This window comes from Diplocloster hominis (assembly GCF_032380655.1).
In the GTDB taxonomy this organism is placed as follows: Bacteria; Bacillota; Clostridia; order Lachnospirales; family Lachnospiraceae; genus Diplocloster; species Diplocloster hominis.
In genome coordinates this window covers 75,788-96,889 of the sequence record NZ_JAWDIY010000002.1, presented here as the reverse complement: position 1 = coordinate 96,889, position 21,102 = coordinate 75,788, and the positions used below count along the sequence as shown (strand labels likewise).

31 protein-coding genes are annotated in these 21,102 nt (G+C 43.7%); 2 read left to right on the top strand and 29 right to left on the bottom strand.

Going from position 1 to position 21,102, the window contains the following annotated elements:
- Positions 1–66: 66 nt before the first annotated feature.
- The 25 genes from ABC831_RS02295 to ABC831_RS02175 all read right to left on the bottom strand — a co-directional run bounded on the left by ABC831_RS02295 (position 67) and on the right by ABC831_RS02175 (position 13,980).
- Entirely contained in the window at positions 67–1,008 is a 942-nt protein-coding gene (locus tag ABC831_RS02295; protein WP_343246668.1) for a radical SAM protein, read from the bottom strand.
- The gene (locus ABC831_RS02290) at positions 989–1,312 is read right to left on the bottom strand and encodes a hypothetical protein (RefSeq protein WP_343246667.1); all 324 of its coding nucleotides are present in this window, start codon (positions 1,310–1,312) and stop codon (positions 989–991) included. Before ABC831_RS02290 ends, ABC831_RS02295 begins: the two co-directional genes overlap by 20 nt.
- Complete coding sequence (locus ABC831_RS02285; protein WP_343246666.1) at positions 1,302–1,610, bottom strand: nucleoside triphosphate pyrophosphohydrolase family protein; 309 nt, start codon at positions 1,608–1,610, stop codon at positions 1,302–1,304. The genes ABC831_RS02290 and ABC831_RS02285 overlap by 11 nt, the downstream gene beginning before the upstream one ends.
- Positions 1,611–1,622: 12 nt before the next feature.
- Entirely contained in the window at positions 1,623–1,826 is a 204-nt protein-coding gene (locus ABC831_RS02280) for a hypothetical protein (RefSeq protein WP_343246665.1), read from the bottom strand.
- Between the two features lie 16 nt (positions 1,827–1,842).
- Positions 1,843–2,079, bottom strand: coding sequence for a hypothetical protein (locus ABC831_RS02275; RefSeq protein WP_147601262.1), 237 nt, complete (start codon positions 2,077–2,079; stop codon positions 1,843–1,845).
- A gap of 63 nt (positions 2,080–2,142) precedes the next feature.
- Positions 2,143–2,364 carry a hypothetical protein gene (locus tag ABC831_RS02270; RefSeq protein ID WP_343246664.1) on the bottom strand — a complete coding sequence of 74 codons (222 nt, stop codon included), beginning with the start codon at positions 2,362–2,364 and terminating at the stop codon, positions 2,143–2,145.
- A gap of 8 nt (positions 2,365–2,372) precedes the next feature.
- Positions 2,373–2,708, bottom strand: a complete 336-nt coding sequence (locus ABC831_RS02265) for a DNA cytosine methyltransferase (RefSeq protein ID WP_343246663.1) — start codon at positions 2,706–2,708, stop codon at positions 2,373–2,375.
- A 240-nt stretch (positions 2,709–2,948) separates the two neighbouring features.
- Positions 2,949–3,152, bottom strand: a complete 204-nt coding sequence (locus tag ABC831_RS02260; protein ID WP_343246662.1) for a hypothetical protein — start codon at positions 3,150–3,152, stop codon at positions 2,949–2,951.
- A 929-nt stretch (positions 3,153–4,081) separates the two neighbouring features.
- Positions 4,082–4,603 carry a DNA (cytosine-5-)-methyltransferase gene (dcm, locus tag ABC831_RS02255; protein ID WP_343246890.1) on the bottom strand — a complete coding sequence of 174 codons (522 nt, stop codon included), beginning with the start codon at positions 4,601–4,603 and terminating at the stop codon, positions 4,082–4,084.
- Positions 4,604–4,627: 24 nt separating this feature from the next.
- Complete coding sequence (locus ABC831_RS02250; RefSeq protein WP_343246661.1) at positions 4,628–5,032, bottom strand: DNA cytosine methyltransferase; 405 nt, start codon at positions 5,030–5,032, stop codon at positions 4,628–4,630.
- A complete protein-coding gene (locus tag ABC831_RS02245; protein WP_195492434.1) occupies positions 5,010–5,663 on the bottom strand; it encodes a hypothetical protein in 654 nt (217 codons plus the stop codon). Before ABC831_RS02245 ends, ABC831_RS02250 begins: the two co-directional genes overlap by 23 nt.
- A gap of 47 nt (positions 5,664–5,710) precedes the next feature.
- A complete protein-coding gene (locus ABC831_RS02240; protein WP_306780612.1) occupies positions 5,711–6,373 on the bottom strand; it encodes a replicative helicase loader/inhibitor in 663 nt (220 codons plus the stop codon).
- A complete protein-coding gene (locus ABC831_RS02235; RefSeq protein WP_343246660.1) occupies positions 6,373–7,215 on the bottom strand; it encodes a phage replisome organizer N-terminal domain-containing protein in 843 nt (280 codons plus the stop codon). Before ABC831_RS02235 ends, ABC831_RS02240 begins: the two co-directional genes overlap by 1 nt.
- Positions 7,208–7,618 carry a RusA family crossover junction endodeoxyribonuclease gene (locus ABC831_RS02230; RefSeq protein WP_343246659.1) on the bottom strand — a complete coding sequence of 137 codons (411 nt, stop codon included), beginning with the start codon at positions 7,616–7,618 and terminating at the stop codon, positions 7,208–7,210. The genes ABC831_RS02235 and ABC831_RS02230 overlap by 8 nt, the downstream gene beginning before the upstream one ends.
- 220 nt (positions 7,619–7,838) lie before the next feature.
- Positions 7,839–8,570: a hypothetical protein gene (locus tag ABC831_RS02225; protein ID WP_343246658.1), complete on the bottom strand. Its 732-nt coding sequence runs from the start codon at positions 8,568–8,570 to the stop codon at positions 7,839–7,841.
- Between the two features lie 12 nt (positions 8,571–8,582).
- Positions 8,583–8,837, bottom strand: a complete 255-nt coding sequence (locus ABC831_RS02220) for a DUF2829 domain-containing protein (protein WP_343246657.1) — start codon at positions 8,835–8,837, stop codon at positions 8,583–8,585.
- Between the two features lie 11 nt (positions 8,838–8,848).
- Positions 8,849–9,328 carry a hypothetical protein gene (locus ABC831_RS02215; protein ID WP_343246656.1) on the bottom strand — a complete coding sequence of 160 codons (480 nt, stop codon included), beginning with the start codon at positions 9,326–9,328 and terminating at the stop codon, positions 8,849–8,851.
- 49 nt (positions 9,329–9,377) lie between these two features.
- Positions 9,378–9,695 carry a hypothetical protein gene (locus ABC831_RS02210; protein ID WP_343246655.1) on the bottom strand — a complete coding sequence of 106 codons (318 nt, stop codon included), beginning with the start codon at positions 9,693–9,695 and terminating at the stop codon, positions 9,378–9,380.
- Positions 9,695–10,531: a PD-(D/E)XK nuclease-like domain-containing protein gene (locus ABC831_RS02205; protein ID WP_147601249.1), complete on the bottom strand. Its 837-nt coding sequence runs from the start codon at positions 10,529–10,531 to the stop codon at positions 9,695–9,697. Before ABC831_RS02205 ends, ABC831_RS02210 begins: the two co-directional genes overlap by 1 nt.
- Entirely contained in the window at positions 10,524–11,327 is an 804-nt protein-coding gene (locus ABC831_RS02200; protein WP_147601248.1) for a RecT family recombinase, read from the bottom strand. The genes ABC831_RS02205 and ABC831_RS02200 overlap by 8 nt, the downstream gene beginning before the upstream one ends.
- A gap of 68 nt (positions 11,328–11,395) precedes the next feature.
- Positions 11,396–11,761 carry a hypothetical protein gene (locus tag ABC831_RS02195; RefSeq protein WP_343246654.1) on the bottom strand — a complete coding sequence of 122 codons (366 nt, stop codon included), beginning with the start codon at positions 11,759–11,761 and terminating at the stop codon, positions 11,396–11,398.
- 11 nt (positions 11,762–11,772) lie between these two features.
- Positions 11,773–13,203, bottom strand: coding sequence for an AAA family ATPase (locus ABC831_RS02190; protein WP_343246653.1), 1,431 nt, complete (start codon positions 13,201–13,203; stop codon positions 11,773–11,775).
- A 56-nt stretch (positions 13,204–13,259) separates the two neighbouring features.
- Positions 13,260–13,463 carry a cold-shock protein gene (locus ABC831_RS02185; protein ID WP_147601245.1) on the bottom strand — a complete coding sequence of 68 codons (204 nt, stop codon included), beginning with the start codon at positions 13,461–13,463 and terminating at the stop codon, positions 13,260–13,262.
- Between the two features lie 51 nt (positions 13,464–13,514).
- On the bottom strand, positions 13,515–13,709 hold the full coding sequence (locus ABC831_RS02180) for a DNA-binding protein (protein ID WP_147601244.1): 195 nt from the start codon (positions 13,707–13,709) through the stop codon (positions 13,515–13,517).
- A gap of 73 nt (positions 13,710–13,782) precedes the next feature.
- Complete coding sequence (locus ABC831_RS02175) at positions 13,783–13,980, bottom strand: helix-turn-helix transcriptional regulator (protein ID WP_147601243.1); 198 nt, start codon at positions 13,978–13,980, stop codon at positions 13,783–13,785.
- A 152-nt stretch (positions 13,981–14,132) separates the two neighbouring features.
- Here ABC831_RS02175 and ABC831_RS02170 point away from each other — a divergent pair, with 152 nt between their 5' ends.
- Complete coding sequence (locus tag ABC831_RS02170; protein ID WP_343246652.1) at positions 14,133–14,795, top strand: LexA family protein; 663 nt, start codon at positions 14,133–14,135, stop codon at positions 14,793–14,795.
- Between the two features lie 164 nt (positions 14,796–14,959).
- Positions 14,960–16,180, top strand: coding sequence for a tyrosine-type recombinase/integrase (locus ABC831_RS02165; protein WP_215679704.1), 1,221 nt, complete (start codon positions 14,960–14,962; stop codon positions 16,178–16,180).
- Between the two features lie 226 nt (positions 16,181–16,406).
- On the opposite strand, the gene gdhA is transcribed toward ABC831_RS02165, so the two are convergent.
- The 4 genes from gdhA to ABC831_RS02145 form a co-directional block, all read right to left on the bottom strand.
- The gene (gene gdhA / locus ABC831_RS02160) at positions 16,407–17,741 is read right to left on the bottom strand and encodes an NADP-specific glutamate dehydrogenase (protein ID WP_343246651.1); all 1,335 of its coding nucleotides are present in this window, start codon (positions 17,739–17,741) and stop codon (positions 16,407–16,409) included.
- A gap of 185 nt (positions 17,742–17,926) precedes the next feature.
- The gene (locus tag ABC831_RS02155) at positions 17,927–18,361 is read right to left on the bottom strand and encodes a hypothetical protein (protein WP_343246650.1); all 435 of its coding nucleotides are present in this window, start codon (positions 18,359–18,361) and stop codon (positions 17,927–17,929) included.
- Positions 18,362–18,593: 232 nt separating this feature from the next.
- Positions 18,594–19,835, bottom strand: a complete 1,242-nt coding sequence (locus tag ABC831_RS02150; RefSeq protein WP_343246649.1) for an SH3 domain-containing protein — start codon at positions 19,833–19,835, stop codon at positions 18,594–18,596.
- Between the two features lie 129 nt (positions 19,836–19,964).
- Complete coding sequence (locus ABC831_RS02145; RefSeq protein WP_343246648.1) at positions 19,965–20,834, bottom strand: DUF5688 family protein; 870 nt, start codon at positions 20,832–20,834, stop codon at positions 19,965–19,967.
- Positions 20,835–21,102 lie beyond the last annotated feature (268 nt).

Here is a 21,102-nt window from a genome sequence, read left to right as displayed (position 1 = left end):
TATATTCGCTCTCATTGCGGATATAGAAGATTTCCCCTCTATAAAATTCTTTGTTCATATGTCCTCCTATCCCATTCGTGGATCGTAGTCCTCGAACCGTTTTATGGTTTTGAAAATTTTTCTGTTATTCACATACCTTTGAAGCAATCTCACGGTGTCTCCGCCCTTTGTGTGTTGTTTGTCGTACACCATTACATACGGGTCATAATCCATATCTCTCAGGGTGTATATCCGTTCCAAGTCCTGCTCAATCGTTGTATTGAAATTTGTCAGAACGAACACGCTTGTTTTTCTGGCTTTCCATCCGGTTATGTCTTTGAACATTTTGAACTTTGGTACAATAAGTTCTTTATCCTCATACCGATCCCAGGCGAAATGAACGCTGTCAACTCTTAACTGTCTTATCATTTCTGCCTTTTCATCTGTCATAATGCGAATATCTATGCCCTGATTGATGTTTACCTTTGCTTTGCTATCAATGAGCTGCTGCAATAAATCTTTCCAATCTTTGCAAGCTATGAGGTTCGGATCGCACAGCACTATATTTTTCTGTCCTCTCCAAAATTCCGACAAATCTGCAACTTTTCGTGAACATCTTCCCTCTTTTGCTTCAACATGGCAGAAATTACAGCCTCTTGGACAACCTCTTGTAAGAAATCCGTATGCCGTATCTTTGCATAATTCAGGGTAAAGATCGTAGTCTGGGTAAATGTGTTCCACCTCTTCCGGTAGTGTGTGATCTCTTTCTTTGTGGTAAATCTCTCTCCCGTCTACTGTTTCTATGCAATACCCAGAACCGCCGCGTATAACCTCATCTGCATCTACAAAATGTTCGTAATCCGGTGTGAAACTGAATACCTTTGACATATACACACGATCCATGTGTCCCGAAAATAATGGGCTGTACCACTCAACGGAATCGCCTATGCTTTTATGCCATGCCGATAGTTTCATAAGAGGTATGTTTGGAAAATTGTGTCCGTCTACGTCAATCAGTCCTATCCTCATAGACCTCATCCTCCTGCGGCATCTCAAACACTCCCAGCGGTTGATCTGCCACATATTCACATGCTAAGTCTCTGGGGTTTTCATCCTGTCCTCTTTCAAACAGCAAATTCATGGTGTAGCAGTCCATAAGCATTGAAATCGCCATTCTGCATTTTTCTTTCGTAGAGTATCTGCCAATCACTACTCTGCTTTCTCCTACGAGGGCGGCAACTTTGTACCGCCCATCATATTTGCTGTCCGTGCTGTATTCTGTTACCTTGTCGTTGTTCAGAACTACCGCTCCATCCTGAGACTTAACAAACATCACGTTTTGCCTCTCTTTCCTTAATTCGCCCCATCTGTCGATTGATTTTGAAATCAATTCGATCCTCTACCTCTGCTACGCAGTTAAAAATAATTTCCAACTGTGAGAGCATAATCTGCACATCTGCAATTTCATCTATCACTGCTTCTCTCATTTCCGCTGTTTTCTCATCGCTACGGCGTAATTTCAGAATGGCTTTGACGAGTTCCGAACACTCTTCAATAGCCATATCCTCCTGTGCATCGTTTCCATATGTTTCTACGATGGTGTTGAGGTTTCTCATCTGCTCCTGCGTCAATGTCTTTCCCTCCTACTTCAAAATTGTTGCGATCACGATGATTACAATAAGAATTGCCGTAAGTCCAACCCCAATCCAGATAGGGAGAAGAACTAACCACCAAGACCATGTGATTACTTTGCATAATTTCAGAGTGATTAAGATAAGCTGTAACACTCCGAAAAATCCGATACCGCCTGATGCTTTTCCACTGTTTCCATTACTGCTGTTGCTCATAAAACTGTCCTCCTGTTTACATATAAGTTGCTTCTTTGAATACGAATGTGTCCTCAGAGTCTACCTTTTCCGATAGTTCTCTCAGGCGCAGATCGTTGGAGCTGTAAATCTTTTTCTTTTTCATGTCAGCCACAAAAAACTCCTGCCCTGCCTGAATATACTCTCCAACTTTGCTCTTCCGGCAAATCTCATAGGAAGCATACTCAGTCTCTTTATCCTCTGCCTGTTTTCCCTTTGCGGTTTTCCCTAACATACCGTTTTTTCTCCTTTCTTTCATAATTATGTTTGTCCGACTAAACATTCTCTTCAAAAAAATTTAATGCAATCCGTCAGACCATCTATACAGAATAACGGCGGTATCTTCGTTAGGATAAGAAACTCCCAAGAATTTGCCACTAACTGTTTCGCAAGCCTCTGTTACTCTGTCCACGAATTTATTGAAGTCCTCTTTCACTGTCACATAATCGTGAAATCCCATTGTTCCCTCGTCTCTTTCGTGGCTTTCTCTCATTACCACCATCTGTTTTAATTTTTCCATATTGCCTCCTATTTCTTTACCTTGCAGTCTCTATATACATCCTCTTTTCCGATGAATAACTGCCCTAAGATTGCAACCAGAACATTTACCACGATACTGTTTCCGGCCTGCTTATAAAGCTGTGTGTTACTATTTACTTTCTCCGCCTTATGGAAATCTGCATCTGAGAAATCCATCAACCGCCAGCACTCTTTTGGAGTGAGCTTTCTTATTCGGTACTCTGTGCAAACCTTTGAGTTCGCATCTCCATGCGTTCCGGCGGTCAACGTTGGAGAATTGCCATTATCAGAATAAACAGATCCGCATTGACTTCCCTCGTTGGAAATCTGCCCTACTTTTGCCATTTCTGTACTCCTTTCCGCGAGATTGTCACTATGCTGCATACCGTCCTGCCCCCCCCCCGAACAATTTTCTCAATACGGCAAATCCCCATGCTTTGGGATGTAAGTGTAGGGCATACATGACCGCCGCCTTGCACTCTTCCTCGCCGTAATTTACTTGTCGGGTATGAGAAATCTGCAACTCCGCCAATCTCACATTCGATATAACCTTTCTGTGTTGCCTGCCGGATGCCTACATACTCTCTATCCATCATCCACCGTCCTTATCTCTAAAACCAGATTGTCTTTTTGAACAGTTGTGAGGGTGTTGGATATGCCATCAGTTCTTGCTTCAAGTTGAGTCATATTGCCTCTTTTTTCTGAAATCTGGTGGCTTTCGTATAATTTTCTTATCCTTTTGCCGTATTCAGTTCTGACGCAACGGCATATCGCAAAGTCAATCCTCATTTACTCTTATCTCCAAAACATAGTTGTCTTTTTGGACGGAAGTAAGTGTATTGCACAACCCCTCTGAGTTTGGCTCTAACCGTTGTTCCGTTGGTGCGCCTGTGGTTCTGTCTGATGGATTGCTTGGGTTTCGCCCTCTGCTTGCAACAATGATTCTTTCAACCACGTTTTCGCCTCCGTCTCTGTTATTATGCAAGGTACAGTACCCCCCCACTCGTAATCGCCGGAGCTATGCCGCCGGTATCATACACTCGCCCTTGGTTTGGGTTCTCTCTCGTGGAAGTGGGGAGAATATTGCCTAACCTCTTAATCCCGGTCTGCAATATCTTCTTTCCTTTCCTTGATTTCTAATATCTTTGGTTCCAAATTGCCCCCCCACAAGTGTTTAAGGTCGGGGCAATTCCGTCTACGGAATAAATTCTTCCGCTCTGAGGATTATCCCAGCTCTTTCCTACGGCGATATTCCCCAGTTGTATGCAGCGTACCTTATTTGCCATTTCATAGTTCCTCAATTACATATTTCAAATGTTTGTAGTCGCTCGCCAATAGGGTAGGACATATCATTTTGTACAATGCTTTATTGTATGGGTCGTAGATGCCACAAGCACTTTCGGAGGATCTTTGTAGTCTGTTGCCCTTATCGCTTGGCAAATACCCCCCCCCCCGATAAAACTCGGACCCTGTCCTGGACTTCTTTTTCCGGGTTCAGTGAGCCGACTACGATTATTCTGTCTGCCATTTACTTTTTCCTCCACTAAAACTTTCGGTGGATCTTTATAATCCGTTGCCGACAATGCCACTGATATGCCATCCGGGGACATTATACGTCCTCTTTCTCCGCCTGTTCCCGTATGAGCCACAATCAATGGCCGGCTCATGGTTCATCTGAGCTGTCTACTTCTGTAACACCGCATCCCAATGATGCCGGTCTACTGAGCCTCTGCCCCCCCCCTAACGGTTTTTGAGATACCGTCTAACTGACCGCTCTCTCGTAAGTCCTTGATGAGTTTCTGTGCCTTTTCAGAGTTGATGTAATACTTTTCGTCTACCTCGTCCTCCAAATAATCTTTCATTGTCTTATCCAGTGGAACCGGCTGCGGAAATTTGTAATTATAATCTCCCAAAATAGATACCATGAAACAACGCTCTCTGTTCTGTGCCACTCCGTAATCCTTTGCATTGAGGATCTGCGTATAACACTTATATCCCTTGCTTTCAAGAAAGCTGCACCAACTATGGAAATCATCTATGTTGTCTGCACTAATTACCTGCGGCACGTTCTCCATGAGAAGTATCTGCGGAAGATTTTCGGTTTCATTCAAAAGTCTTTCAACTTCCCACAGTAACCCGGAACGTGTTCCTGATCCTTTTTTCATTCCTCGCATCTTTCCGGCGAGTGATAAGTCCTGGCAAGGTCTTATGGAAACGAATACGTCATAAGGTAGGTGTATCTGTCAGTATTCGTTATTGCCAGATCACCCCCCCCTCATTGAGCAAATGTTGACAAGGTTGTGCGTGGCTTTTATGTTGTTGTAACATTCTCTGCGCCATGCGTCACTGTATGAATGACTCCTTATCTGCTCTTCCGTGAGAGGTTTCTTTCCATCCACGGATATTCCCAACTGAGTAAGTGCCTGTATAACATCCTCAGAACTCATTTCTGCACTGTAATCCGTATCATCGTCCGCCATGTGAATAGCTTTGTATGATGCCGTGGCGTGCATTTCCCATTCAGACATAAGGTAATGTTCAAACGGTACGCCAAGATTACGAAGTGCCATCGCCTGAGAACCAACCCCGGCGAACAATTCTATCAATCGCACTGGGTTGTCAGTCTTAAATGTTGGGTACATTAAATCAAACATTGAAATCTGATCCACTCGTTTTCTCCTTTCTTTGATTTTTTATCATGCAAAATCTCGCATAATTAAGCTGCCGGAAGTAGTCATTATTCGCATTTTCCCACATTGCCGGTAAGGTGCTCAGCCGTGTTTCATAACACTTATCGCACACCTTTTTCCCTTTCATTGTTGGATTTTTGCCACATATATAGCAAATGCCGTAGTCCGGTCTCTCTGAACGTGACAAATCGCATCGGTTTTTGTCTCTGTAATTTTTCAGATACGCCCTGCATCTCTGGCATAAACCACCATTCTGTGATTGATGTTTTCCGCATCTGGGGCATAGTCCGTTTTCGATGCGTGTCTGTTTTAACTGCCTTTTCCTCAGCCGATCTTTCTCTTTCTGTTCATCGGTTTTCCCTTTTTCCGAATAACTATCTTGAAATTGACCCAAGCACTCATAACATAGCTTTTTGTTAGGTTCTGCTGGATTTTTCCCACAATGAGTGCATATCCCAATCCTTTCATGGTATTTTCGGTTCTGCTTGCGTAATTCAGAATTTCTTGCCGCACAGTCAGGACACATGGATCTTTCCGGCGTTGGGTTTTCTTTACCACACTTCGGACACAATCCTCTTTCCCTCATCTCTTTGTATGATAATTTTCTCAATCCATTTCAGAGGTTCCCAGGATTTATGCGCGCTGCCCTTTCCTCCGTTACTTTTTAACGCCGAACTTCTCATACATTTCATCCAGTCTCTTTCTGGTTTCGTTTGACATACCGGATGGTGGTTCGGTCTTTTCCTCCGGCACTTCAATTTTTTGCATTTCTATCTGTGGGTCTACTGCTTTTTCCATAAGTGCTGCGTGTTTTTTCCCCATATCGGCTATGAGCATCCTTACATTCTCCGGCAGACGTGCCTCTTCTTTCATCCGCTGCACCGAAGTCCGATAGTTCCTGATAAAGTGCGACTGTTCAATGGTTGCCACTTGGTCTGAATCCATCAACGCCCACTCTTTGAGGTTTGCCGCCGTTCCAACAGCTCTTTGGCACGCCTCCGGCAGTTTTGCAAATTCCTCTTCTGAGTTGTAACCGGAGTTCCTTAACGCCCTCTGTACCAACGCCCATGCCTGCAGTTCGCTCATGCTTTCTTCCGCCGGAGCAATAATCTCCGTTGCTTTAGTGCGAATATCTGCGATGGTTGGAGGAAAACGTTCACTCGTCATGTACTTTTGTATTGCCAAGTTTGCCTGCTCATATGGAAGATCTTGTAATAATCCATACCACACATCGAAAGCGTCTTTATCTGGTATGAATGTCGGCTGTGCGTAGACCGCTTTCATAGCTTTTACCAAAATCTTAAATTCTTCTCTTTCCATTACCAGCCATCCACATCCTTTACTCTGTTTCCAATGCGATCTCCGCTATTTCTGTATGCAGAAGATGATTGCAATTTATCCCAAATAATGCCTTTCCATCCATTCGACATACATTCATCAATAAGATTGCATACGGCAGTATCTCCATAGACAGAGACCTTATTGGCAACCTGTTTTAACAACGACTTCATGCCCTGTTCCTTATATCCGTCTTTCCGTTCCGTCTTATACTTGAACCATTCGCGAAGTTTATCTGCCATTACATCAGAGATGGTGTACTCAGGGAGAAGCCTTTCAAAAATTGATTGGGTAGTTTCCCTCTTTCCCCCTTTTTTATTTTCTTTCTCTAACTCTTTCTCTAACTCTTTCTCTAACTCTTTCTCTATGTTACCTTTTTGAACATTAACGTTACTCTCTGTTACACGTTCGTTACATTCAGTGTTTTCGGGTGTCTCAGTGGGTTTTGTCTTGTTTTTTTCTCTCTCCCGATACTCCCTAACCCTCTGTGCGGATGCCGATTCAGACCCAATCATTTTCAGAGATTTTGGTAAAAATAGTGTGCCGTCACTTTCCGTAACCACAAGCTGTAATTTTGAAAATTGTTGTAACGCTTGTGTAACAATCTGTAACGCAAAACCGGATGCTTCCGCCAACATTTCTGCGTCATACGGAATATCTTCGGAAAATCGCAGTTTGCCCTCATGGTCGATTGACTCTGTAATCATCCATATATAGAACATAACCAAAAGATCGCCATTATCCTTTGCTCTAAGTATCTTGATATAGTGTTTTTCAAAGAAGTTCCGGGGCATTTTGAGCCAAAAATACTTTTTCTCAGCCATCGAACGGTCCTTTCTCTATCTCTTCAAGGAATATCTCAATCCTTGGGTTTTTCTTATCCACATAGAAGTCATGCGTAAAGTTTTCGATTTCTTTCCATCCATCGTTTTTAATCACTCCGCATTTCTGTAAAGCATCCTGAAAAACTTTGTCTGCAAAGGAAAAAATATTGCCCTTGTCACGCTGTTTATCCGGCTCATAGAAGTTGTAATGAATGATGATAGGGTTTGTAATCGTAAGTCTCGGCAACTGTGTCCTGATAGCGTTACACGCGATCATCTGGTAATCTCTTTTCATTTTTGCACCCATCTGAGGATGCCTTGCACACTCATGTAGGTAATCGTTAAGATCCGGTAAGGTTCTGGTTCTGCCGTAATAATTTCCTTTGATAACAACCTTGTGCATCCCTAAGCCCTCCTTTCTTTCATTATGGGTGGAGCCGCCGGAATGACGGCTCCTGGGTAATTTAACAAAAGATCCTTGTCAGGGGTTTATACCATTTAACTAATCGAATTTCTTAAAAGGAGGTAAACCGTTTGTGTGTTCTGCGGCTTTCGTGACATATTTTCCTCAGAGACCAATCTTAGGAGATAATTGCAGAAACATATTTACGGGTTACGATTATTTAGGAAATCACGAAAATGTTTGATACATCTGCAAGTTCTTTTTCGAGATACGCTTTGATGTTGGCTTTCGCCTCATTCTTCCATGCGCCTCCGTCTGCCTCAAACAAGGCACAGGTAACGCCATAGCGATCATTGTCCTTTACTCTGAAAATGAAGTTACTCATAGGCTGCGCAACTTCTGTAAAGGTTCTGTACGGCATCAGGCGGCACGGACTTGGAACTTCAACTTCCTGCAGAGAGGCAACGCCTTTCTTGATTGCTGCTTTCTGCCCTACTCCGGTGTCTCCGTATTCCGCAACAGTGCCGGCCTTAACATTTCCGGCAAACTGTAAGATGATCGGCTTATCATTTGCCTCAGCATCCTCGTTTAAGAACTTGGACTGCACACCGATAACAAACTCTTCGTTTCCAATGAACTGACCGAATGAAAACTCCGGGATCTCTGCTTTGACAACTGCCAGTGTTTCTCTCTGGCGGTCTGCATCCAAACTGGAAAACAGACGAACCTCAGTAGGAGATACCACCTGGGCGATGTAATGACCGGTCTTGAAATCTGCTTTACTCTTTTTGATGAAATCCACAAGGCTGCTCAGATTACTCATTGTGATACTGGTTGCTCTGAGTTCCTTGCCGATCTGTGTCATATCTTTGTCTACATAGGTTCTTCCCTCAATCGACTTAATATGAGGTTCGTCAAGGGAAAGAATTTTCTCAATAGCTGCTTTTAACATATCTTCCTCCTGTTACTGTACGATCTGCCAATCATCTGCCAACATATCAGCCTGAGATGCAAGCCATCCCATCTGTACACCGGATGTTCCGACAAATGCGATTGCTTTGTTTCCGATGGCATCATGTTCGCAGTTCACAATATCGCCACAGGCGTTTTTGTAGCTGATATTAGTTGCAAGTTCAATGTACTGGTTCTTTCCGTTCCATCCCTGCCTTGCAACTTTCTTACCAGACTTCATCTCTTCTATTGCTTTTCCAAAATTCATAATGTCCTCCTTTAATCATTAACCGCTTTCAGGCTAATAACCTTGTGTTCGGTTTTCTGTTCCGGCTGCTTTTCAATAACCTCTCCGGTTTCAGGATCACAACCAAGTTCCTCTGCCGTTACCGGTTTTTCTTCCTCAACTTCCTCCGGGTTCATGCTCATACCGCAATCGTCCAAAGTGAGCTGACCTTTGATCGCACCTTTGGAATGTTCAGTAAGGGTTGTAACACCACTTCTGAAATCCTTGTTGATGAACAACTGAGTTTTCAGTCCCATCTCAGGAGCTAACTTAATGGAAGTCTGTACCTCAACGGAAACATCCTCTCTATCATCCTCACTAGGAGTAAGAGTAATCTTTACATCAAGGACACGTTTCTTCTTTGCATCAGTGTTCAAATCCAGAATGTTATCTGAGATTTTCGCTAACGCTCTGTCGATACGTTCTTGAACGCCTCCGGCACACATGGATGCCAATGTAAGTTTCTCTGCCACTGTTTTCACTTCCTTTCTAAAGAATTATTTATAATAAGCGTATCGCCTACTATACGAATGTTTTTCCGTATCTTCTCCGAAACATTTCCTTTGCCTCGTTTTTATCCTTGGCTTGTCCGGTAGATACCATTTCAAGCTCATACGCCAACTGTGCAATGATATGGCTCATTACTTTCATTTCCTTGTTGTGATGAACACTCATTCTACTTGAATTGTGATGGTCCGGCGATAAAGGAACCCACAGACCATCCTCGTCTGCATGGCTCCTGTTCGCCCCACCCATCAAGTGGTGTCTCTCGACACCGTAAGAGCCGTCTATCATATCGTAATCAGCGTATTTCATATCAATTACGATTGAATCTTTCATTAAATCTCTCCCATCAGCATATCCATGGAAACAGGACCATCCAGAATCTCAGTATCGGCACAATAATCGCATACCTCGCATCTAAGTGGCTCAATGTCTCCATCTTTAATGCGTTGGATTTTCACGATATTGTTTTTGACCTCTGCCAGTTTTTCATCCATCATCAGCGGTGGAACTTCAATAACCTTGATTCTCGGATGAGGAATGTTGTCTGTCTTATCCTTGCTGACAGCACAAATGTAAAACGGCAAGAGATCACCTGTATTCTGTCTGTAAATCTCTCTGTACACGGCAGCTTGCAAATCATATCCCCACCATTCGCAGAAATTGAGTCTCTGCCCAAGGTCCTTTGCGTAAAAGGTTTCTGTTATGCTCTTTACTGTTTTGAGGTCAGTGATTCGTCTGCCGTCTGCACTGTCAATTTTGATTTTGACAGGAACTCCCTCAATTTCTCCGGTCATAATAACCTGTTTATCTCCGGCCATGTACTGCATGAAAACCGGATCTTTCACGGCACGGTCAATCATAATTGAGGCCTGTTTGTATTCGGATTTCAACTCTCCGGCGGTTTTACCTCTGGATGAGAAGATTTCCGGGTGCTGTGCGGAAAATGTAGGAAGTGTACCCTCAAAGTAGGCATCCACATAGGAGCCTACCATTAACGCAGTTGTGGTTACTTCCTCAACTTCTCCCCGGAGCTTCGCCATAGCGTATGCTTCACAACCCATTTTTCCGGTCGTGCCGTTGAACTCTTTGTACTGAGAAACGGACACATACTGCATATTAGCTTCTTTGGTGTAATAGTTCTCCGGGGTAAGTTTAAGAAGATTACTCATCTACTTCCTTGAATGTTCCGTCAATCACACCATCAGAACTCTCATCTGCGTTATGAGAACTCTGATCGTGAGACTGGTAAATGTCCTGTGCCTGATACTTCTCTTTCGGTTTTTCCTTAACATCAAATGCCGAACCATCTTCAAATGCCTGACACTGTTCTGCGGTATCAAAGTTGAGGTCAATCAACTTACACAGTCGGCGGAGAACTGTTTTCTTACACATCTCTCCGTAACTTTCTTTCCAAGCCTTGCTGTTTGCTGCCTTTGAGAATGTCTGTCTGGTATGTTCAATGTCCTCTTTGCTCATGGTGTCGTACATCATGGAACCGTCTTTGTAGAGGACTACCGCAAATGCACCGATAATCTCTCCGTTTGAAAAAGTCTTAGGTCTGAAATTGACATACTGCTTACCGTTTTCAATTACTTCCTCAAACTTATCTCCCTCACGGACTACCTTTGCGTATATGTCTTGAATAGGATTGCTCGAATATCTCTTGCACAGCTTGATCTCTCCCTTGTAATCAGTCTGGAACTGACACTGATTTCCGTAAGGAATTGCGTAACACTCTCCGTTAAAGAAATCGAGACCAAGGAAAGCTCCTTTTAAGAGTGTTCGCACAACGGTCGGTGCTTCGCATTTTGAGAAATCAGCTTGTCCGTCCTGCAGAACCGTCATGCAGTTCTGTAAAAATCTCTGCTTGTTGAATTTCTCCGGCAGAGCTGCAACCTGTTTTTCAAGGCTTTCGTCCAGTCCTTTATGAACTGCAACTAAATAATTTGTGTCTTTTGTTGCCATAAATAACCTCCTTGTATTTTTATGAATCTGCCTACCAAGAAAAGGCTATGGCAGGCAGATTATTTATTTTATTCGCTATCGTCTGTACCCCCCCCGAAAAGGTTCTTCAAAAAATCCGCAAAACCATCTTCGGAGTTGGGTTTAACTTTGACGGTATCGAAACCAAATTTCTTTTTCATCAGATCAGTGAGCTTTATTGTCTGCTCAGACATAATATCTTTGATGAGGTTGCTGGTTTCCTCCGCCCACTCCATTCCACCGTCAATATCTTCGAGAAATGCCTTATTTCCAGAAGAACTGCAACTGATTGATGTAGGCGTTACGGTCACTTCACAAGTGAATGGATGGATTTCAATATCTTTCGTATCATCCATAATGTGTTTGAGTGCCATCATTGTCATAAGTGCGTCAAAGTTATCATTCTTTCCTGCCATAGTGTTTCCTCCTACAGTTCAATAACTGTTAATTCATTGTTGCTTGTGGTTCTGGTTGCTATGAACTGCAACCCTTTCTTTTTGCACTTCTCATAGAGACGTGTGCGGTTTTCCTCAGACAGTTTCTCAGTACCATCAATGAGGATGATCTGTAAACCGGACGGATTCTGAATTGCCACATCAATGCAGAGATCAAGTTTTTCTCCCTCTGACAAATTGCTTACCGGCAATCCATTGATAAGAGGTATTCCGTCTTTAACGGTCAGACCCTCAATCGGAATCTCTGCGGTTTCCAGAATGGTTCCCGGAAGAGTTCTTGCCAGTTCGATCTTCTCTGTAAGACTGTTTGACTCACTCTGCAACTCATCAACCTCTTTCTGGATGTTCAACATTCTGCGCCACTCATTGATATGGCCTTTCATCTTCTCAGTCTCATTGGCTTTTGCCATAAGATCATCAATAGGTGTGGTTTCCATATCTGCGTATTCTGCGTAGGATGCCTGCTCAGCTTCATACTTAGACACGGATGCCTCATACTCCGACTGAATTACCTTTACCTTGTCCGCTTTTACACCAGCAAGGCCGTCTTTCTTCTCTCTGAGGGCTTTTATTCTCTCTTCAAGCTGCGCCAACTCACTCTCAATGTTCTTTTCCTGCTGAGCCATTTCCGTATCAAGTGCGGCAATCTTAATTTCCTTGTCTGCCTGAAATGAGCGGATTTTTCCATCGTGGCTGTCTCTAAGGCGTTTTGCCTTTTCAATAGTCTCGTTGTTCTTGCGGATCTTCTCGATCTCTGTGTAGAGTTCTGAGAGGTTTTCCTTTTCCCATCTCTCTCCGTCATAGTCGATAGGAAGTGAGCTGCCAATATCTGCGATAACTGCTTTCTTCGCACGAATATCACGGTTTACATCCTGACGGTGCATAAAGTAGTAACCGTTCTCTGCCTGAATATCATTCAGGACAGCCAAGATATTCTGCTCGTAATTTACATCCCTCGGAATCTCCCCGAACCATTCCTTGATGGTGTCAAGGTTCCAATCGTACTGAATCATATCCAAAATCGTTGCGTTCTGGGTTTTCTTATCCATAGAGATGAACTCCATAGGGGAAAGCTGCAACGGTGTGAATATTGTTTTCAGAAACGACTCAGGACTTGGAATTACATTGCCGTTCTGCTTAACAGATTTGTAATCTGTCATTGCCGTTCTGGCTTTTCTGTCAATGGAGAGACCGTTATCTGTTTCTATGTAAATCTCTCCCTCTGTCTCTCCGTTTTTTACGATAAATTCACGGTCGGAGGAATTTGTAAGAGCATATCTGATTGCGTCAATAACGGATGTTTTTCCAGTACCGTTGTCTCCGACAAGCTCAATGTTCTTTCCGTCCCCCTGCCATTCCTTAATCCCGAAGAGCTGCTTTATCGTGATTTTTGAAATCTTCATGGTGGATTTTCCTTTCTCTGTTTATGGGGTTCGGCAATGCCTTACCCCCTAAACCGCTACTGAATTACTGTTACGTTGGATGCCTGCGGTCCCTTGGTTCCGTCAACAACATCAAATTCTACGGGCTGTCCCTCTACGAGAGTCTTGTAACCGTCCATCTGCAATGCGCTGAAATGGCAGAACACGTCAACTCCATCTTCGCCTGTAATGAAACCATAGCCCTTTGCGGCGTTGAACCATTTAACTGTACCTTTTCTCATGGTGCGTCTCCTTTCCTCAAAAAATATCTATTAAACAATCCTTGCGGATGCTTAACCTATACCAAGTCGTTCTTTCTCCTGATCCAAAAGGTGGCGATATATGTAAAATCCCCACTTGGATTTACCCTCTCGCTTTATGGCATATCCAATAGGCAATTTCTCCCTTTTCATAAGTTCACGGAGCGTAATCACATCCATTTGCAACTCTTTTGCTGCATTTTTTGGTGTCACTCTCTCATTGTTCATTGCTTCTTACCTCAATCTGTTCGTTTTGCTGTGCCTTAGTTCGTTGTGGATTATCCTTTTCGTGTTTGCTCGACTAAACTTTTTGGGTAAAAAGTTTGCTGACAGGGACATTCAAAGCCGCCGCCAACGATTTCAGAGTACCGACCATAGCCTCATGCTCTTCGTTGTTTTCAAGCAGAACTATGGTTGTTCTGCTTACGCCAGACATTTGAGCTAACTGTTCCTGGGTAAGTTTCTTCTTTTCTCTAAGTTCTCTGATTCGATACGCCATTACTGCGCCTCCTTTCTTCGTCCGATGTTTGCTCGACTGAACAATTTGAGTATAGCCGACTAAACATTTATTGTCAAGCACATTTTACAAAAAAATTGACTTTTTGTACTGTGCATTGTATAATGGACTAAACATCGAAAGGAGGTTTTCGTATGACATTAGGGCAGATAATAAGGGCATATAGAGAAGAAAATAGCATGAGCATGGATAGTTTTGCGAAAGCTAGTGGTTTGAGTAAAGGTTACATATCTCAGCTTGAAAATAATCTCAATCCAAAAACAGGAGAACCGCCTGTTCCGTCTATGACCTCTATAAAGAAAGCGGCAAACGGAATGTTTATGAGTTTTGATGAGTTGTTTTCTCAGTTAGACGATAATATGAAAGTATCGGTTTCTCCCGAAAAAGTGAAAATGGCTAAGAAAGCAATCCGTATACCTGTTCTCGGTAATGTGGCTGCCGGAATACCCATTGAAGCTATTGAGGATATTATAGACTATGAAGAAATTTCTGAGGAATTGGCTCATACAGGAGATTTTTTTGCATTGAAAATCAAAGGGGATTCTATGGAGCCACGCATATGTAATGGGGATGTAGTAGTCGTCCGCAAACAGAATTATGCAGAAAGTGGAGATCTCGTCATTGTATTGGTAAATGGAGACAGTGCTACCTGTAAGAAATTGGCAAAATATCCGAGTGGCATCAGGCTAATCCCTTTTAATCAGGCATACGAACCACTCTTCTACTCAAATGAAGAGATTGAAAACAAACCAGTGAGAATCATTGGTAGAGTCGTTGAAAATCGACAGAAATACTAAAATAGAAAACCGCCTCTGCTGCTAACAGAGACGGTATCTATGAACACACACCGGAAAGCTCCGATATGCGCTCGTCTGGACAACTTGCATTATATCATCTTCCCGGTAGAAAAACAATATACCGGGCATTTTTGCGCCCATTTTTAAGAAAGGGGGATGATATTATGCGTCTGCCAAACGGTTACGGTAGTGTAATCAAACTAAAAGGCAAGAGGCGTAAACCTTATGCTGTCCGAACTTCTGAAATTGCGGAATTTGTAGAGATTGATGCTCCGAAAGATCCACCGTCTAATATCCGCCGGGAACTCAACCGGTATAACTTCAAATGGAAAAGAAAAGCTCAGATGTGGGCTGCTATTTCCTCAGATGCCATCTGTGAGTTCGCCGAGACTCTGATGCAAGAAGAGGGCTATGAGTATTCCATAGCTTACCGGCAAACGTTCAAATACCTTGAATACTTCGCCAAACAGGAACACGCCTATGCTTTTCTGTCTGAATTGAATAATGCCGATGTGGTTGCGGAACATATTAAATACGCCGAGACACCTACTTTTGCAGAGATGTATGGAAAGTGGAAAAATTATCGAAAGGCTCTGCCGGATAAGATTTCATCAAACACCTGGCGGAACTATGAGATTGCTTTCAACCACTTATCAGATTTGCACCACAAGAAATTTAATGCCCTACGAACTGATGAGGTCCAGGAGTGTATCAATAAATGGACCTGTAAATCAAACTCTACTGTCTCTAATATCCGCACGATCCTTAACAATCTATACAAGTATGCCCTAATGAACAACTATATAGAAAAAGATTTGTCTCAGTTCTTTGTATACTCATGGGTTGATCCGACAGAACAAATCCATAGTAGATATACCAATGAAGAAATTGCAACCCTTTGGTCTAAACTGTATGTGATAAACAATGTGGACCTCATTCTCATTACGATCTACACCGGCCTAAGACCTACGGAACTTTTGGAGATAACCACGGATAATGTGCATCTGGATGAACAATACATGATTGGAGGAATGAAAACAGAGGCAGGCACAGACAGAACAATACCAATCGCAGACAAAATTTTGCCACTAATAAAGAATCGGTTCAATCCGAACAGAAGATTTCTTGTGAATAATAAGTACGGAAACCACTACACCTACGGTTCGTATGTGAGTGCAAATTTCAACACCGTTATGAACAGACTCGGTATGCAGCATCTACCGCATGACGGCCGCCACACCTTTGCATCGTTGATGGATGATGCCGGAGCGAATGAGGTTTGTATCAAACTCATAATGGGTCACAGCATGAAAAACAATGTCACAAAGGGAGTGTACACACATAAAACCACACAACAGCTTATTGATGAAGTCAACAAAATTTAAGGGAGGTCATGCCTCACTTTTACTGTATAAATATTCTAAAACAGTGCCAAAAACCAAGTATATTATGCGTATATTATGCAAAATCGTTTGTATCTTGCGTGTATATTATAAGTATATTGCCAGTATATTACTATCAAATTTTTACTCAAACTTACGAACACTTACTGTAAAAATACGCACAATAAAACCCCGGAAACATTGAATTTCCGGGGTTCGTTTTTATTGATTAGCACACACCCTGTGCTAACATCGCCGTAACTACCTTCTCAAATCCTGCGATGTTGGCTCCAGCCACATAATTTCCTTCTACACCGTAGCGTTTCGCCGCATCCGCCATTTTAGAGAAGATTCCCACCATGATCTCCTGCAATTTTTTGTCAACCTCTTCAAAAGTCCAGGACAGACGCATGCTGTTTTGTGTCATCTCAAGCGCTGAGGTAGCGACACCGCCGGCATTGGCGGCCTTTCCGGGAGCGAACATGATCTTATTCTCCAGCAGATATTCCGTAGCTTCTCTGGTGGTAGGCATATTAGCGCCTTCCGCCACCGCAAAACATCCATTGGCGGCCAGAGTCTTTACATCGTCCAGATTTAACTCATTCTGAGTTGCGCACGGAAGGGCGATATCACATTTCACACTCCAGATTCCTTTGCCTTCATGATATTCGGAACCGGAAACCGCATCCGCATATTCTTTGATTCTGCCTCTGCGTACTTCTTTGATCTCTCTGACCACATCCAGATTGATACCATTGGCATCATAGATCCAACCGTTGGAATCGCTGAGAGCTACTACCTTTGCGCCAAGCTGTGTGGCTTTCTGGGTGGCATAGATAGCCACATTGCCGGAACCGGATACGACAACGGTCTTGCCGGCCAATTCTTTTCCGTTCTGCTTTAACATCTCATCCAGCAGATAGATCAGTCCATAACCGGTTGCCTCGGTTCTGGCCAGAGAACCGCCGTAGGTCAGGCCTTTTCCGGTTAGGACGCCTTCATATAGCCCTCTGATCCTTTTATACTGTCCGAAGAGGAAACCGATCTCTCTTGCTCCCACGCCAATATCTCCAGCCGGAACATCCGTATCCGCACCGATATATTTACACAGTTCCGTCATGAAACTCTGACAGAATGCCATTACCTCCCGGTCTGATTTTCCTTTCGGGTCAAAATCCGCTCCGCCTTTTCCTCCGCCGATGGGAAGTCCCGTCAGGGAATTCTTGAAGCACTGTTCGAATCCAAGGAATTTGATGATACCCTGATTTACAGAAGGATGGAATCTAAGTCCTCCCTTATACGGTCCGATCGCACTGTTAAACTGTACGCGGAATCCTCTGTTTACCTGTACCTTTCCCTGATCGTCCACCCAGGGAACCCGGAAGGATATTACCCTCTCAGGCTCTACCAAACGCTCCAGCAGTCCATTTTTTCTGTATTCTTCCTCGTTGGCCTCCACGACCAGCCTTAAAGAATCTAAGACTTCCTTTACCGCCTGATGAAATTCTGCTTCTCCGGGATTTTTCGCTACAACTTTTTCCATTACCTCATCGATGTAAGACATATGAATCCTCCTTAAATAAAAAATAACGTCCGAAAAATAATATGAGTGGACACATCCACTCATATTTTCTGACGCCTTTGTCCGCTTTTTATTATATTACGCTTTAGGCCTTTAACGCAAGCAATTTCTTATAAAATTACCAAATTTCGCTAACTTTGTTAAATTTACACAAAGATCAGATACATTTACAAATAAGATTTCAATTTCCGTATATTCAGCTCCTCCAGATCCATCAGTTCATTGGCCATGGAATCGTACTCACCTTTGACTGGCCGGTTATGTTTCAGAACCTTCATCATATTTGTCATGCCCTGGGCATTTTCCTGAATCATCATATCCGCGATATGCCCCGTGCTGGTATTCAGCAAAGTGCTGGCCTGCACGGATGACCAGGTTCTGGCTTTATCCAGGGCAGTATCCTTCTCCGGCCGGATTCCGTTCTGATTCAATACCCCGGCTGCTTTCTCTTCCATCCTCTGATACTCTGCCAGCTGCTTGTTCAGGTCCAGAGCCAGGTCCTCATCATACACCTTACTTAACACATGGTTGATATTTGTAACCACTGTTTTGGAACTCCGATAAGTCTCCTTCAAGACCGCCAAATCCGCATTTGTCAACATAAACCCGTTCTCCCTTCTTTGCAAAGTCTTATATGAAAAGGTAATTAAAACCTTGTGTTTTGTTATAGGGTATGGAGAATGTGACATGATTATACATAGCAGGACCGGCAAGTCAATGGTTGTAACCTTTCCTGTACGAAAACATACTCCCCTGACAGCTGCAGATATCATTTACCGGCATCTGCTGTCAGAGGAGCACTTGTATGAATCTAATGATATTTAATTTTGAGGTTTAATTGAGATACTGGGTTTTTACATATCCGGTCTTACCGTTGTATTCCACCTTGGACCAGCCTTCCGCATAATCCATGATTTTCTTAACCTTTTCTCCCTGGTAAATGACACCCAGCTTCGCAGAGGTCTCGCTCATACCTTCACGGAAACTAACGGATTCCTTCGCCGTAGCGGTTCCGCCGGCCGGTGTGGTTGAGGTAATCTGGCTGTTATCTTCCCCGCCGCCGTTAGCCGAATTCGCATCCGTCGTAACATATTCGCTCTTCACATAAGCAGTCTGTCCATTATAATCCACACGGCTCCACCCGCTGTCCAGAATGCCTGTCCGATGCAGTGTTTCCCCCTGGTAAACCTGTCCGACTCTTTCCGCACTTTCATTGGCGTCGCTTCGGATATTCACAGAATCCGTCGCGTATACAGTTTCATCCACATCCTGTACTCCCGCCGCCGGCTGCTGTTCCGCCGGAGGTTCTTCTGTAGGTGCTTCTTCTTCCGGCTGCTGCTCTTCGGGCTGTTCCGCACCGGCATCACCGGCCGCTTCCCCGCCGCCTTCAGCACTCTCGCCGGCATTAATCATCACAGAAGCTACTTCTGCCACTGTGGGATCTGCCGCTTTGATCTCTTCCCACTTCTGATTTACACTTGCAACCAATGCCTGAACATCATCACCTTTGGTGATATTAGCCATATAATTATCGATATCCGCATTACTGCTCTGCAAAATGTAATAAGCCCCCTGGTCATTCTGGGCCACATAGAACGATGACAATCCCGGTGCCATAGAAGCCGTTTTGTCCCCAACAAATTTAATTTCGAAATACGTGTAAACGACGTAAGAGTTATCGGTCATTCCCTTTTTTGTATAGCAGGAAATATTATTATAGCTGTCGATCCATTCCGACCTGGCCGGCAACCCCGCATCATCATCTGTCAGAGTGTCCACCATACCCTTCACGGACTCCATATCTCCGGCAGCTAACGCCGCATAATACCGGTTCATCAAATCGTTTACCTCCGGTACCGCGTCCTGCAGCAGTGCATTCTCCTCCGGAGTTACCGCCGGCGTAGCGCTGGGGTCAGCAGACGGCTGTACATTTTCCGTATTCTTGTCCCCCTTGGCATCCTTATCCTCATCCTTACCACCGATGCACTTCACGAGAACAATCACTAATACAATAATAATTACCGCAAGTATAATATATCTCGAATTGTTTTTTACAAAACGTTTAAAATCTTCCATTGGTACCTCCTAAACTTCAATCTGCATCCATTCATTTTTTGGAAAATAACTTCAATCGTTAACTATTTTACAACATATTCGGAGATTACGCAATTGGAATGTAGAAAAAACACACTTTTTTCGTTATTTTTACAAAATTATCCTGTTTGTGTTTCTTTCGTAACGATACACTTGTCCGGAGAGCACCTCCTCCACTTCCACCTGTGTCTGATTGATCTCTTCCACCATCTCCCGCAGCTCTGCCCGATTCCCATGATCCGGTATAAGTATCACTTCATGAATACTGCTGGGCAGGATCAGCAGATCCCCCCCAATCTTCCGGCTGCACTCCCGAAGCACATTCGGATAAAGGATACAGGCGGCGCCGTTCATTCTCAATTGATTCGTCAACACATACATAGGCAGCGTGCCAGAGGTATCCACCGCATCGCAAAGCTCACCCAGAACCTCCAGCATAGTCTGAAGCACATAGGGCAGCAGCTTCGGAGTATTGATCCTGGCCTGCTCATAGATCTGCGGCAAAGTTATATCCCACACCTTCATATACTCTGCCTTCACAGCCACCGAAGCAGTCCCCTCCTCCCCTACGGCGATCAGGCAATAAAAGATCACCGCCAGATCCAGGAAACGGATATACGGCATCTGTTCCAGCAGTTCCCGGTTCTTCTCATAATTCACAAGCCTGTAAACAATCCGGTCCTTTATTTTTTCATAATCCTTCAGATAATCCGTATCAAACTTTTGCTTCGGCCGGCATTGCGTATACACTTTCAGAATCTCCCGGACAATCTTATCCATCTCCATACCGTGTTCGAACGCTTCGAAGTACGGATTCAGATAAATGGTAGGGGAAACATTATTCTCCCTCTCCATAATTGTCAAACCGTCCAGCTTAACCGAATTATTTTTCACAACTGAATAAACGGTCACTCTGGCCTCCCCGCCCAGGACCTCTTCCACCCGTGTGCGCACACACTCCATAAATTGTTCGTAATTCATCCTACCATCCTTTCTGATTTTAAATAAGATATACAGGAAAAACGCACGATTTGTGCTAAGAAGTAAACCAGAATAGTTTACCCATACATCATACCGAATCCCCCGCCAAAAAACAATTAACAAAGACTAAACAAATCTGAATTTTCTATAAAGTGGCTGCTAAACTACTCGCTTATATGGGGGAGACTGATCGACTAAGGGCCGGGCTGAGAGGGAACGGGCGTACCCAAGCGGCACCCGGCGGCAATTCTCGTGGGGCCAAATCACT